The following is a 13,299-nucleotide window of genomic DNA, read 5'->3' as shown; positions in this document are numbered from 1 at the left end:
AATTAGATTTTAAAATTTGTTATGATAGCAAAGGCAACTTATGAAAGTAATATGAGAATTTACATTGCAGATTAGAGGAGTTATATGATGAAAAGCGTTTTGCTGCTTTTAGTTCTTCTATTAACAGTTTTATTAGGTGGATGTGGTCTAAATTTGGAACCACCAAGCTCGTTAATGAAAAGCCCAAAAGTGGAAAAAAACGAGCAAGCATTAAAAGAACAAATAAAGAAAGATTCTTTATATCGGACACGCCCCTTTTTACTTACTCCAAAACATTCCGAAGAGAAACGCTCTATTTATATCGAAGATTTTGATGGGGACGGGGAGAAAAATGAAGCAGTTTTCTTCTACAAGAATGAAAAAAAACCTTTTGAAATCAAGATGGTTTTCTATCAAAAGAAGGATCAGTGGGAAAAGGTTGCAACCAAAACAATTCAAAATTATGGGGAGATTACAGATCTGTCCCCTATTCAAGTAAAAGGACAGAAGGCAATGCTTTTAGCTGCTGGATTTGGATATGAGGGTATAAGCGAGAAAAAAATGCACATCTATAGATTTTCTGCTTCAAAAATAGAGGATGTTTTTCAAACCTCTTATACGCGCACTATTGCAGCAGATCTCGATGGAGATGGGAGCAGCGAAATTATAACGCTTAGCCTCCAAAAGGGAAAAGAGTTTACAGCTCGCCTTTTTAAAGAAGACAATGGGTATTTTATAGAGCAGTCCTCTCTTAAACTTGATTCATCTATTAATGGCATTGAGCAAATGAAAGATGGTTATTATACAAAAGGGAAAAAAGGAGTTTTCATTGATGTTGGAGTTGGGGCCCATTCTGCTTCAACATATGTTCTTGGATATGAGGAAGGCAAGCTTATTATGAAGCTTGATGCAAAGAATAAAGAGGCCATCAAGTCTATGATTGTTTATAGCGAGGATGTTAACGAGAATGGAATTATTGAGATAGGAAAGACGGTTGTGCCAAAAGGATGGGAAGAAGAGCCTTTTGTATCACTACCGTGGTTTGTATATTATTATGAACTAAAAGAAGATGGGTCGTTAAAAGAAGTTGCGGAACATTATCCAAACTATGAACAAGGGTACGAGCTTACATTTCCAAAAGAGTGGTTCGGCCTTGTCACAATCGCTCGTTCTACAAATGAACACAAGCTTACGATTGAACGAGTTAAAGACGGTAAAAATCTTTTCACTCTCTATCGTTTTACAAATAAAGAGTGGGAAAGCCAAAGCAAGAGCTATATTGAAATTGAGAATACATTAAAGCATGTCTATGCAATGAAAGCAGAAGAAGAAAGAAAGTATGGTTCTCTCTTTCATCTTTTATCAGAAAATATTAGAGACTAAGTAAGGTGACAAAGCTATGGGGAAAATTTTAGTATTAGAAGACGAGAGTGCAATTCGCAGTTTTATTGTTTTAAATTTAAAAAAAGCGGGTTATGACGTTACGGAAGCTCATACTGGAGAACAAGCGCTAGAACTTATGGAAAGCTCTTCTTTTGATATTGCTTTATTAGACGTGATGTTACCCGGAATTGATGGGTTTTCCGTATGCGAGCAAATTCGTCAAAAAAATGAACTTGTGGGAATTATTATGCTTACAGCTCGAACGCAGGACGAAGATAAAGTAGAAGGATTAACAATTGGAGCAGACGATTATATTACAAAACCGTTTAGCCCAAGCGAGCTAACGGCGAGAATTCACTCTCTTTTGCGAAGACTTGGTCGCATTCAAAAACGAGATCAAGACATTGTAAAGTCAGGGCCATTTGAACTTTACCTTGTTAATGAAGTCTTGAAAAAAAGAGGAGAAGAAATTGATTTAACACCAACGGAATTTTGTTTGATGCAGGAATTTATGAGCGCCCCAAAGGAATTATTTTCACGTCATGAGCTGTTGGATCGCGTATGGGGAGAGGAGTACATAGGAGATCCTAAAGTGGTTGATGTTAATATTAGAAGATTGAGACGAAAAATTGAAGATAATCCTTCACGTCCTACTTATATTGAAACAGTTTGGGGAAGAGGATATTACTGGAAAGGCGAGGGAGAATGAGGCGGCGAATTCTTCTCTATTTCATGTCGGTTATTCTTCTCATTGTAATCCTTTTTCAAGCTATCTTTACTTTTGCTATTTATCATTATTATTATGGAAACATTGAAGAAACGATCCGTCAGCATGCTCAAACAAGCCGTTCTTTTTTTGATCAATATCACCCTCTCTATACATTCGACTTAAAAGAGTATAGCAGTGAAATTATTCATTCATTTCAGATGCCTGGTACAAACCTTCTTCTCTTGAACAGCAGAGGAGAGGTTGTTCAATCTTCATCTGGATTGGCAGTAGAGAAGAAAGTTAACATTCCGACTTTTTTAAAAGAAGGGGGCACTTTAAAAGATATTGTCTATTCTCCACTAGGCGAGAAAGTCATGACCTTTTATCAACCTCTCTTTCATCAAGATCAAGTGATTGGCTATCTCTGTTATGAAACATCGTTAACAGATATTGATAAAATGATTTTACGTTTTACAATCATAACGCTTGTTCTTAATTTGATTATTGCATCCGCAGCTTTTATCTTAAGTTGGAGGTTATCAAATTCTTTTTTAAAACCTATTCAGCATATTATTTCTATTTCCTCGAAAATGGCAAAAGGTCAATTTCAAAATCGTATTGAAACAAAAAGTCCGGACGAACTTGGCCATCTTGCCTTAACTTTAAATTATATGGCAGATGAAATTCAAGAAAACGAGCGTTTGAAGAATGAGTTTATATCTTCGATTTCTCATGAGTTAAGAACCCCGCTTACCGGAATTAAAGGATGGGCTGAAACGTTGAAAGACCCCGACTATCTTTCTAAGGAAGAAATTGCGCAAGGTATGGGAATTATCTCTTCTGAAACAGACCGGCTCATTCATCTTGTAGAAGATTTGTTAGACTTTTCACGGTTGCAAGCTAATCGAATTACGCTCTTGAAACATACGTTTGACCTTAATGAGCTTTTAGAGGAAATTGTGTTTCACTGGAAGATAAAAGCACAGGAAAAAGAAATCTCACTAACTTATAGCGGTGATTGTGCTGTATTTTGGGGAGACGAAAATCGATTAAAGCAAGTGTTTTTAAATATTATTGATAATGCAGTGAAGTATACGGGAACAAAGGGAGAAGTAAAAGTTTCTCTGCAAAAATTTAAAAAAGCGGTAAGTGTGAAAATTTGTGATAATGGACAAGGCATTTCCGAAGAACATATCCCCCATATCTCAAAAACTTTTTATCAAGCAGATATGAAGCATAACGGTGCTGGGATTGGTTTGGCTATTGCCTACAATATTGTAGCTCTTCACGGTGGGAAAATTGATGTGAATAGCGAAGAAGGAATTGGAACAGAAGTAGTTGTTATTCTACCCTTTTTAGAAGCTTAAAAGCTCTCTTTATGTGAGAGCTTTTTTGTATGAAAAAATTTGTCGTGCAAAAAAGTTTGAACGAGGCTTTTCTTTTAAGGTATCTTATAGAAAAGGCGAGAGGTGAGCGCAGTGGTGTATATGAGAGAAATTACTAGAAAAGATTTAAAGAAAATCGTCAACTGGGCTTCTAGTGAAGAAGAGCTAATGACATGGGCAGGTTCAAGTTTTTCTTATCCTTTAAAAATAGAAGAATTAAAAGCGTACATAAAGGGAGCAAATGGGATAGGAAGTGACCGGTATATTTTTGTCCTTGTTCAAGATGATGACGTTGTCGGACACATTAGTCTTGCTCACATTGATTATCAAAACCGTTCAGGACGAATTGGAAGGGTTGTTGTCGAAGAAAATAGCCGTGGAAAAGGTTATGGAACATTGATGATGAAGCATATGCTACAGATTGGGTTCGAAGAGCTGAACTTAAATCGCATCAGTCTTGGAGTATATGATTTCAATATATCGGCTTATAAAACATATGAAAAACTTGGCTTTGTTCAAGAAGGAATTCTGCGCGAGAAGCTCAAAACAACAAGCGGATATTGGAACAGTATTGAAATGAGTATGCTAAGTAAAGAATGGAAGCAACGCAACGGTTTAATAAAAAAGTAAAAAGGGAAAGATAACGAAAAGTAATGGTACCTTAAACTGTTGGTTGGAGGAATGAAAAGATGAATTCTAATTATGAGCATATCCTAGAGCCGTTTACGTTTAAAAGCGGCGTAGAATTAAAAAATAGAGTAATGCTTGCCCCAATGACAAACTATGCTTCTGATGATGAAACAGGCGAAGTGACAGAAGAAGAACTTGCTTATTACAGTAAGCGAACTGGAGGGGTTGGAGCTATCATTACAGCTTGCGCTTACGTAACGAGAGACGGGAAAGGCTTTAAAGGAGAAATCGGATCCCACCAAGATAATCTTGTACCAAGTTTACAAAAGTTAGCAAATACAATTCAACATCGAGGAACAAAAGCTATTTTGCAAATTTTTCATGGGGGACGCATGTGCCCACCAGAGTTACTAGAAGATGGAATTCCTATTAGTGCAAGTGCTGTTGCTCCCGAACGTGAAGGAAGTGTGACGCCAAGAGAAATGACGGAGGAGGACATTGAACGTGTTATTGAAGGATTTAAGGAATCTGCCAAACGTGCACTTGAAGCAGGGTTTGATGGCGTAGAAATTCACGGAGCTAATACGTATTTGCTTCAGCAATTTTTCTCTCCTCATTCCAATCGTCGAAAGGATAAGTGGGGAGGTGATGTTTACAATCGAATGAACTTTATTAAAGAAGTCATTAAAGAGGTAAGATCGGTTGTAGAAAATCGTCCTTTTGTAATTGGTTACCGTTTCTCACCTGAAGAAATTGAAAGCCCAGGCATTACAATGGAGGATACGTTTAAGCTTATAGACTTTTTAAAAGAACAAAATTTAGACTATCTGCATATTTCGGTTCAAGATTTCTGGGGAGGATCAATACGTGATAAAGAGGATAAAGCTTCTCGGGTTTTACTAGCGAAAGAGCGCATTGGTGATAAGGTGCCGCTTATTGGCGTTGGATCTTTACATACACCAGCAGATGTTGCAAAAGCTCTAGAAGAAGTGCCGCTCGTTGCACTTGGCAGAGAGTTGGTCATGGAGCCTCAGTGGATTCAAAAAGTAGAAAAAGGTGAAGAACAAAATATTCGGACGACACTCAGTAAGAAGAGTCAGAAAGAGCTCGTTATCCCTGATGATTTATGGAATGCAATTATGAATACGCCAGGATGGTTTCCTGTTGAAGAATAGAAAAGGCCTTCATATGAAGGCCTTTTTTATTAAGCAGATAGCCTTTTTTCTTCTTTTAATGAAAGAGGAGAAGAGAAAAGAAATCCAACTGCTATGCCTAAAAGAGCTGGAACGACCCATCCAACTCCAGCCTCATAGAGTGGAACCAAAGAGAGTACTGCATCAAGTTTCTTGTTTAAAAATACAGTGTTGATTGTTTCAAAAAAGCTAAAGAGACCAGAGAAAACAACTGCATAACGATATACAGATGTTCGATAGCGAAGCGTACGATCAAAAAGACCAAGTACAATCAAAACAACAGCCATGGGGTAAATAAAACCAAGCAAAGGGGAGGAAAAAGCCAATATTTGATTCAACCCTAAGTTTGCAATAGCTAAACTGACTATAGTGAGTAAAGTTGCCCACCCTTTGTATGATAAAAAGGTAAAAAGTGTAGAAAAATATTGACTGCATGAAATGATAAGCCCGATAGAAACGCACAAACAAGCTAAAGTAAATAAAATACCTAAAAGAAGCGTGCCAAATTCTCCAAAAAGGGTAGACATTACGATTGTTAAGACGTCAGTACCGTTATTAGCCATTCCAATTGAAGAACTTGAACCACCTAAGTATGCTAGTATAGCGTAAATAGAAGCAAGAAGTGTCCCTGCACCAAGTCCAGCTATCATCATATATTTTGAAACTTTCTTTGGTTCTTGGACTCCCTTTGCTAAAATCGCGTTTGCTACAAAAATTCCAAACACAAGCGCAGCTAAAGCATCCATTGTTTGGTAGCCGTCTAAAAATCCTTTGAAGAACGTATTTTCTTGATAAACTTCTTCTGCTTGTTGAAAATTGCCAAGCGGCGTAATAAGACTTTTTACAAAAATCATTAAAATAAGACCTAATAAAATAGGAGTCAACAGTTTCCCAAAGCGGTCAACAAGCTTTGATGGTGAAAGGCTCAGCCATAGAACAAGTGCAAAAAAGATTATTGTATAGATTCCGAGAAGAAGGGATGAAGAAGGAAGAAAAGGCTTCATTCCCATTTCATACGCAATAGTCCCTGCACGAGGAATAGCAAGGCCTGGACCAATTGAAACGTAAATAACAAGTGGGAATAAGAAAGCAAAACTTTTGTGAACACGAGATCCTAACGTTTGGATGCTTCCTGTATTAGCAATTGTCATTACTCCTAAAATTGGAAGTCCAACGGCTGTAATAATAAAACCAATTAATGCAATTACCATCTCTTCACCGGAAGCTCTTCCTAAAAAAGCAGGAAAGATGAGATTACCCGCTCCAAAAAACATAGAAAAAAGCATAAAGCTTAGTAGAAGAAGCTCTTTGTTGTTTAAATTTTTCATAATGTAAGTCCTCTCTTTTTTCATGTATGTAGTATAACAGCGCATAAGAGGACAATCTACAGCATTTTAAAAGTAGTAAAATTCAAAAAATAGCTCCCTTACTCTATGAAATGTCTCTATATAAACATTAGTTATTTTCGCTTATTTAATGTTGTAAGTAAGGCTAAAAAAAGCACAACAAACACAATACCGCTCCACATTAGTGTATCAATTAAAAAATCCATCTTTTATTCACCTCGCCTATTCATTATATCAAAAGAAGAGAAAGTCAGAAAAATGTAGAAAATAGACGTGTAAAAAGAACTAGTAAAGAAAAAAACGTGCCTCTTTTTGAAGGAATTCTGAAGCATTTTTAAAGGATTACGATATTCTTTTGAAAATTTTGTTATACTTTATGAGGGAAAAAAGCAAAAAATATGGAGGTACAATAATGTTAAGAATGTCAACAAGAGATCAACATCCTTTTCTAGGAATGTTAAAAAGTCCAAAGCAAACGTTAACATCACTTTTTTATGATGCTCGGTTTCTCTGGGCCTTCCTCATATTATGGTTAGGAGGAATAAGCGGAATCACCATTATTAGTCGATTGCAAAACGTGGGAGATGATACAAGTCTTTTAACTATTTTACTTTCCGTTATTATCGGTGGATTTGTAATGGGGATTTTGGGATGGTTTTTATTTAGTGTTTTATATATGTTTTTTGGTTCATTATTTGGAGGTAGAAGTGATTTTAGCCATATTCAAATTGCAACAGCTTATAGTCTAACACCGCTTGCTACTAATACTATTTTGACCCTTATTCCGCTTCTTTTTTTACAGGAGCATTTCTTTCAAATTCAAAGTAATACATTATCAACGTTTTCCTCAATTACTTTGCTTGTTTTTTCTATTATTGAAGTGATTGCTCTTTTATGGTCCTTTATTTTAACAGTAGCGTCAGTTAGTGAAGCACATCGTTTATCTTTTGGAAAAAGTTTTCTCACAGTATTTTTCAGCTGGATTATTGTTTTAGTCATTTTATTCGGTATGCTTCTCACATTTAATACATTGTCATAATTAAAGTGAAAGGCAAAGGGGGATAAAGTATGTATCACGGAAATCCAGTATTAGAGTATCGGCTTTTAAAAGGGAAGGAAATTGAAGCTCTTTATTTCTATGAGAATATTGAAATTGAGCAAATTATTGCAAGACGAGAGTGTGAATTTTTTGTAAAACAGGGGATAACGTATAAACAAACATCCTCAGCTCTAGAAGGCAGTCTTTTTATTATTTATGTTGAAGAATATGAAAAAGGAGAAATTCTAAATGTTGATCAAGCATCCAGTCACTCTCTGAAACTTGAAATAAGAGAATATGCTCCAAATCAAGATCATCCCATTTTAAAGGTTGAATATTTTCAGAATCATTTGGATGTTTTTTGCGTAATCGGAAGTGTTTATACATATATTGAAGATGTAGAGTGGGAGCGTGACTCAGCTGAAATTGACGAAGACCGGCGTACATATTCTTTATATGTAACAAAAGTGACAGATAATCTAAGTCAAAAGGGAGTTTATCATGAAAAAAACTAAAAAGATGATGACAGGTGTAGTTGCTTCACTTTTTACATTTTCAATGACAGCTTGTTCTTCTTCTGATTCACGCCCAAAGGAACCTGATACAGATGAGTGTAAAGACTGGGATTGGGACGAGGAAACACAAACATACTATTGTGATGATTCTTCTTCACACAGAAGCGGCTATTTTTATTATGGTGGAAGGTGGTTTTCGAATAAATCAGCTTTGCAGCAAAGCAGCAGCTATAAGTCATATAAGAACAGTTCAAAATTTAAATCTGGCATTGGCAGCGGCACGAAAGGCAGCTTTGGTGGCTAAGTATGGAAGATTTCTCACGTAAAAGGAAGGACTTTTTTAGCCATATTCCCGAGTTTTGGCCTGACTTATATAACGAAGAGTATGCTCTTTATGATGTGAAGGAAGAGAAAAAAGAAACAATCGATGAAATTCGAACAGCAACAGAGCGAATTGGACATTTGTTTTTTAAAACAGTTCCCCTTCTTCAGAACTTAGAAGATGATGTACTGCTTCAGCTTGGTTTTCCAGCTAGTACTCTCTTCTTTCTGAAATCTTCTTCACCTTTAAACGTACCAAGCGTGATTGCTCGGGCAGATCTAATTGTGAAAGAGGGCAAAATTAAACTACTTGAACTAAATGCAGACACCCCCACATTTATTAAAGAAACTTTTTTTGTGAATGGAAAAGTTTGTGAGCATTTTGGGGTTCAGAATCCAAACAAAGGATGCGAAGGAGAGCTAAAAGAAGCAATTGAAGAGGCCGTAAGTCAAAGCTTTAGATGCTTACATAAGAGCGGACCTCCAAATATTGTATTCACTTCACATGAAGATGATATGGAGGATTTCTATACAACAAAATATCTTCTTGATCTTAGCTCTCTTCCTGCTCACTATGTTCCCCTTCAGAACCTTAAAATTGTGATAGAGGATGAAGAAGAGATAGCTAGAGGAATTTACGACTCTTTTTACCAAAAAATAGATGTTTTGTATAGACAAACATATCCTCTAGAACATCTTATTTTAGATAAAGACGACTCTAATGAGGCTGTTGGAGAAGCTTTGATGAGGCTTGTTAACGAGAATAAGCTCTCTATTATTAACCCCTCAGCGGCATTTTTACTTCAGTCAAAAGCTGTGCAAGCACTTATTTGGGGTCTTCATGAAACAAATCATTCTTTTTTTACGAAAAAAGAGCATACCTGGATTTCTACTTACTTTCTACCAACGTATTTAGATTCTGCACCGTTTCGAGAACAAGAGAAAGCTTTTGTACAAAAACCTGCATTTGGACGTGAGGGAGATACAGTAGAAATTTACAGTGAAAAAGGAGAAAACAAAAGTCAAAACCCTTATCACACGTATGACGAGTATTTAAGTGTTTATCAGCAGTATGAAAGTCTACCAGTATCTAATATTCAAACGATTGATGGAGTAAAAGAAGCGCGCATTATGTACGGATGTTTTTTAGTGAGCGGAAAAGCGAGCGCAATCGGAATTCGAGCAGGTGGAGAGATTACAGATAACGGAGCTTATTTTTTGCCTGTAGCACAAAATTAGACTAGGGGGAACGTTCAAAATGAAAACGTATTTAACAGCGGAAGGATTTATTAATTTCTTATCCTATACAGGAACAGGGCTTCTTCTTCTTCTTTTAGGTGTACTTGTTTTTGAATTAACAACAAAGTTTTCAGATCGTGAATTAATAAGACAGGGGAATATAGCTGTTGCGCTTAAGTTATGGGGGAAAGGTATAGGGCTTGCGATTGTATTGTATACAGTTTGGGGACATAGCTTAAGCTTGTTTGATGCATTTATTTGGGGAGTTATCGGTATTCTAACTCAAGTTATATCCTACTGGATTATTGAATATATTCTAACTCCCAAAACTAATCTTGCTCAGAAAGTAGAAGAAGGAAATGTAGCAATTGGAGTAAGTTTATTTGGTGCTTCTATTGCCGTTGGACTTATTGTAGCTGGAAGCTTAACTTACTAATAGTCATACAACCCCTTTATAGAGAATAGAGTAAGAAAAAAGGAGCGTTCTGGATGAGTCTATTTAACTTCGCTTTTTTAGGAGATGTTTTGTTACTAGCAGGAGGCATTTTCATTTTCCTATCTATTCTGTTCTCTTTTACAAGAGGAAAAAAAGAAAAAAGAGAAAAAAGAAGATCAACGTAAAAAGGGCAAACGAACTCGTTTGCCCTTTTTAATTTAGTCTTCATTTGTTTTTCCTTCTCCCCATTTTCCTCCCTTTTCCATCCAACGTTTATAAGCTTCAAAAAAGCGATTTTCAACTCTGAGGGGGAGCCATAATAAAGTGAGGGAAAGCAAAAAGTAAGCAAAGAGAGAAAAAATCATTCCCCCTTCTTCTGTTAAGAGCGTTGTGGCAAGAGAACCAACAAGTAAGCTAAAAGACATGATGAAAAAAAGAACAAGAATATATCTTTTGTAAATGGACATTTTTCTTCCTCCTTATTTGTAATAAGTATAGTATGTGTAAAATGATGGATTTTATATGAAAGTTTGGGTATTTTATCACTGGGGAACAGAAACAAAGAGGAATTTAATATAATGGAGTGGTTTTTGTGAGAAAAGTTAACGTAGGATTAGTAGGTTTTGGATTTTCTGGAGCAACATTTCATGCCCCCATTTTCAAAGATTTAGAGGAATTCAATGTAAAAAAAGTAATGTCAACAAAACCTGATAAAGTAAGCGAAATTTTTCCGGAAGTAGAAGTTGTCAAAGAACTTGAAAACATTACAGAAGATCCTGAGATTGACGTTGTTGTGATAACAACTCCAAATGATCTTCACTATGAGATGGCAGTGCAAGCGATTCAAGGAAGGAAGCATACGATTGTTGAGAAACCATTTGTTGTATCACAAGAGCAAGCTCGTCATTTAATTGAGCTTTCAGAAGAGTACAGCGTTCTTTTAAGTGTTTACCAAAATAGGCGATGGGATAATGACTTTTTAACTGTGCAGTCATTGCTAAATGAGCAGAAATTAGGAGACGTTTACTTTTATGAAGCAACAATGAATCGTTTTAGTCCTTATGTAGAGCAAGAGTGGCGTAATAACAGTAGACATGGAGGAGGGGTGCTGTACGACTTAGGATCGCATTTAATTGATCAAGCTCTTATATTATTTGGTATGCCTAATTTTGTTTATGGAGACATCCTCCAGCAGCGCAAAAAAGCACAAGTAGATGATTATTTTCATTTGATTTTAGGCTATAAAAAGCTTCGTGTTATTTTACATGCGGGCTCAATTGTTAAAAAATCTGGCCCGACTTTCGAAATACATGGAGACAAAGGGAGCTTTACTAAATATGGGCAAGATAATCAATGGGAGTTTCTTCAATCCTTAACAAATATAAATGATCCAAGTTATGGGGAAGATGATATTGAGCAATATGGTAAATTAACTCTGACAGAGGGAAATCAAGATGTAACACATATTATCCCAACTAAAAAAGGGAGCTATGTTTCATACTACAAAAAAATATATGATGCTATTGTTCACAATGAGGAAGTGCCAGTACCAGCAAGTGAGGCGCTAAGAACAATTGAAATCATTGAAGCAGTACAGAGAAGTGCCAGGGAGAAGAAGGCTATATACTTATAAAATAAGCGACGTGCAAGTGAAATTGCCGTCGCTTATTTATTTGAGTTCAAAATGAGTCATAAACCAAAAGTCATGTTTAGGATTTCTTTCACCAGCAATAATATGCTGCTCTCCTTCTTCATCAAGCGTTATCCACTGCCCATCTTCTGTTGGATAAATAGGATAAAAGTAGCCTTCTTTAAAAAGAAGCTCATTGGGATATGCTTCAATGAAATCAGCTCCTACTTTTTTTGTGATGGACACTTTGCACTGTACAAGTTCCAAAAACATTCCTCCTTTTTCATATACTTATAGTATAGTATTTTTGACTTATTAATACAAAAACTGAGCATTTTCTTTGTTAGGAAAAAGAAAGAAAGGGTACGATATAAAAAAGACAAAAGGAGAGAGACTATGAAAAATGAAAAAATTATACTAGCAGAAAGACCCAAAGGATTACCAACAAAAGATGCGTTTCGTTTCGAAAACGAAGATATAAAAGAACCTAGCGAAGGAGAAATTCTTCTTAAAACGCTCTACATATCTGTTGATCCCTACATGAGATCAAGGATGAACGATAAGGAGAGCTATGTTCCACCTTTCAAGCTTGATGAACCATTAAATGGTGGTATTATTGCAAGAGTAGAAAAATCACAAAATGATGCGTTCCAAGAAGGAGACGTTGTAACAGGAAGACTTCCATGGCAGCGCTACACAACAACTAATGGTGACGGTCTTCAAAAAATTGATGAAAGCATCGCTCCGCTAACAGCTTATCTTGGTGTACTTGGTTTAACAGGTTTAACAGCATACTTTGGACTTCTTCATATTGGTGAGCCAAAGGAAAATGAAACTGTTGTTGTATCAGGAGCGGCAGGGGCTGTTGGAATGGTCGTTGGTCAAATCGCGAAGCTGAAAGGCGCACGCGTTGTCGGAATTGCAGGTTCAAAGCAAAAAATAGACTACCTCAAAGAAGAGCTAAACTTCGACTACGTTATTAACTATAAAGAAGATAATGTCTTAGCTTCCTTAAAAGAAGCATGTCCAAACGGTATTGATGTTTATTTTGATAATGTAGGTGGCTCAATTTCGGATGATGTTCTGTCGCTCATTAACAAATTCGCCCGTATTCCAATTTGTGGCCAAATTTCTCAGTATAATAAAGAAGAAGCAGAACGTGTTCCTCGCCTTCAGCCTCTCCTTTTAACAAAAAGCGCTCTTATGAAAGGATTTATTGTAGGCGACTATGCAGATGGATTTAAGGAAGCTGCCCAAGAGCTTGGCAAATGGGTCAGAGACGGGAAAGTAAAATACGAGGAGAATATTGTAGAAGGATTCGAAAATGTGCCCCATGCATTTTTAGGACTTTTCTCAGGAGATAATTTAGGAAAACAGCTTGTAAAAGTAGCTGAATGACATTAAAACCTTGCATGAATTGTGCAAGGTTTTTTACTTTCTATCATTTTTAAGTAGGCAAGTATACAAATTATATAATTAAGGACAAAGGCCCTC

General features: G+C 36.3%; 16 protein-coding genes. 13 read left to right on the top strand and 3 right to left on the bottom strand.

Annotated elements, in window-relative coordinates:
- Positions 1 to 84: 84 nt before the first annotated feature.
- From ACK3CR_RS18275 to ACK3CR_RS18255, 5 genes are all read left to right on the top strand, one after another.
- Positions 85 to 1,362 (top strand): hypothetical protein, encoded by a 1,278-nt coding sequence (locus tag ACK3CR_RS18275; RefSeq protein ID WP_328122683.1) that lies wholly within the window; start codon positions 85 to 87, stop codon positions 1,360 to 1,362.
- 16 nt (positions 1,363 to 1,378) lie between these two features.
- Entirely contained in the window at positions 1,379 to 2,071 is a 693-nt protein-coding gene (locus tag ACK3CR_RS18270; protein ID WP_328122684.1) for a response regulator transcription factor, read from the top strand.
- The gene (locus ACK3CR_RS18265) at positions 2,068 to 3,438 is read left to right on the top strand and encodes a sensor histidine kinase (protein ID WP_328122685.1); all 1,371 of its coding nucleotides are present in this window, start codon (positions 2,068 to 2,070) and stop codon (positions 3,436 to 3,438) included. The genes ACK3CR_RS18270 and ACK3CR_RS18265 overlap by 4 nt, the downstream gene beginning before the upstream one ends.
- Positions 3,439 to 3,558: 120 nt before the next feature.
- Positions 3,559 to 4,086 carry a GNAT family N-acetyltransferase gene (locus ACK3CR_RS18260; protein ID WP_410914354.1) on the top strand — a complete coding sequence of 176 codons (528 nt, stop codon included), beginning with the start codon at positions 3,559 to 3,561 and terminating at the stop codon, positions 4,084 to 4,086.
- A gap of 59 nt (positions 4,087 to 4,145) precedes the next feature.
- Positions 4,146 to 5,261, top strand: coding sequence for an NADH-dependent flavin oxidoreductase (locus ACK3CR_RS18255; protein WP_243519022.1), 1,116 nt, complete (start codon positions 4,146 to 4,148; stop codon positions 5,259 to 5,261).
- 29 nt (positions 5,262 to 5,290) lie between these two features.
- On the opposite strand, the gene brnQ is transcribed toward ACK3CR_RS18255, so the two are convergent.
- Positions 5,291 to 6,607, bottom strand: a complete 1,317-nt coding sequence (gene brnQ / locus ACK3CR_RS18250; RefSeq protein ID WP_243519025.1) for a branched-chain amino acid transport system II carrier protein — start codon at positions 6,605 to 6,607, stop codon at positions 5,291 to 5,293.
- Between the two features lie 430 nt (positions 6,608 to 7,037).
- On the opposite strand from brnQ, the gene ACK3CR_RS18245 reads away from it, so the two are divergent.
- Genes ACK3CR_RS18245 through ACK3CR_RS18220 form a run of 6 tightly spaced genes read left to right on the top strand, consistent with a single transcriptional unit; the run spans position 7,038 to position 10,360 of the window.
- Positions 7,038 to 7,664: a Yip1 family protein gene (locus tag ACK3CR_RS18245; protein WP_328122687.1), complete on the top strand. Its 627-nt coding sequence runs from the start codon at positions 7,038 to 7,040 to the stop codon at positions 7,662 to 7,664.
- A gap of 29 nt (positions 7,665 to 7,693) precedes the next feature.
- Positions 7,694 to 8,179: a hypothetical protein gene (locus ACK3CR_RS18240; protein WP_243519030.1), complete on the top strand. Its 486-nt coding sequence runs from the start codon at positions 7,694 to 7,696 to the stop codon at positions 8,177 to 8,179.
- Entirely contained in the window at positions 8,166 to 8,483 is a 318-nt protein-coding gene (locus tag ACK3CR_RS18235) for a hypothetical protein (protein ID WP_019392248.1), read from the top strand. Before ACK3CR_RS18240 ends, ACK3CR_RS18235 begins: the two co-directional genes overlap by 14 nt.
- A gap of 2 nt (positions 8,484 to 8,485) precedes the next feature.
- Complete coding sequence (locus ACK3CR_RS18230; RefSeq protein ID WP_488975901.1) at positions 8,486 to 9,739, top strand: glutathionylspermidine synthase family protein; 1,254 nt, start codon at positions 8,486 to 8,488, stop codon at positions 9,737 to 9,739.
- 19 nt (positions 9,740 to 9,758) lie between these two features.
- Positions 9,759 to 10,175, top strand: coding sequence for a DUF350 domain-containing protein (locus ACK3CR_RS18225; RefSeq protein WP_019392250.1), 417 nt, complete (start codon positions 9,759 to 9,761; stop codon positions 10,173 to 10,175).
- Between the two features lie 53 nt (positions 10,176 to 10,228).
- A complete protein-coding gene (locus ACK3CR_RS18220; RefSeq protein WP_276517240.1) occupies positions 10,229 to 10,360 on the top strand; it encodes a hypothetical protein in 132 nt (43 codons plus the stop codon).
- 33 nt (positions 10,361 to 10,393) lie between these two features.
- Here the strand turns inward: ACK3CR_RS18220 and ACK3CR_RS18215 are convergent, their stop codons facing one another.
- Entirely contained in the window at positions 10,394 to 10,642 is a 249-nt protein-coding gene (locus ACK3CR_RS18215; RefSeq protein WP_019392252.1) for a hypothetical protein, read from the bottom strand.
- A 125-nt stretch (positions 10,643 to 10,767) separates the two neighbouring features.
- Here ACK3CR_RS18215 and ACK3CR_RS18210 point away from each other — a divergent pair, with 125 nt between their 5' ends.
- Positions 10,768 to 11,808, top strand: coding sequence for an oxidoreductase (locus tag ACK3CR_RS18210; RefSeq protein WP_243519038.1), 1,041 nt, complete (start codon positions 10,768 to 10,770; stop codon positions 11,806 to 11,808).
- 36 nt (positions 11,809 to 11,844) lie between these two features.
- On the opposite strand, the gene ACK3CR_RS18205 is transcribed toward ACK3CR_RS18210, so the two are convergent.
- Positions 11,845 to 12,072 (bottom strand): hypothetical protein, encoded by a 228-nt coding sequence (locus tag ACK3CR_RS18205; RefSeq protein ID WP_019392254.1) that lies wholly within the window; start codon positions 12,070 to 12,072, stop codon positions 11,845 to 11,847.
- Between the two features lie 129 nt (positions 12,073 to 12,201).
- Between ACK3CR_RS18205 and ACK3CR_RS18200 the strand changes: the two genes are divergently transcribed.
- Positions 12,202 to 13,203, top strand: coding sequence for an NADP-dependent oxidoreductase (locus ACK3CR_RS18200; RefSeq protein WP_243519041.1), 1,002 nt, complete (start codon positions 12,202 to 12,204; stop codon positions 13,201 to 13,203).
- The last annotated feature ends 96 nt before the right edge of the window (positions 13,204 to 13,299 follow it).

Source organism: Priestia sp. TRM10 (genome assembly GCF_057808375.1).
Note: the sequence above shows the minus strand (reverse complement) of the source record. Positions and strands in the feature narration are given on the sequence as shown.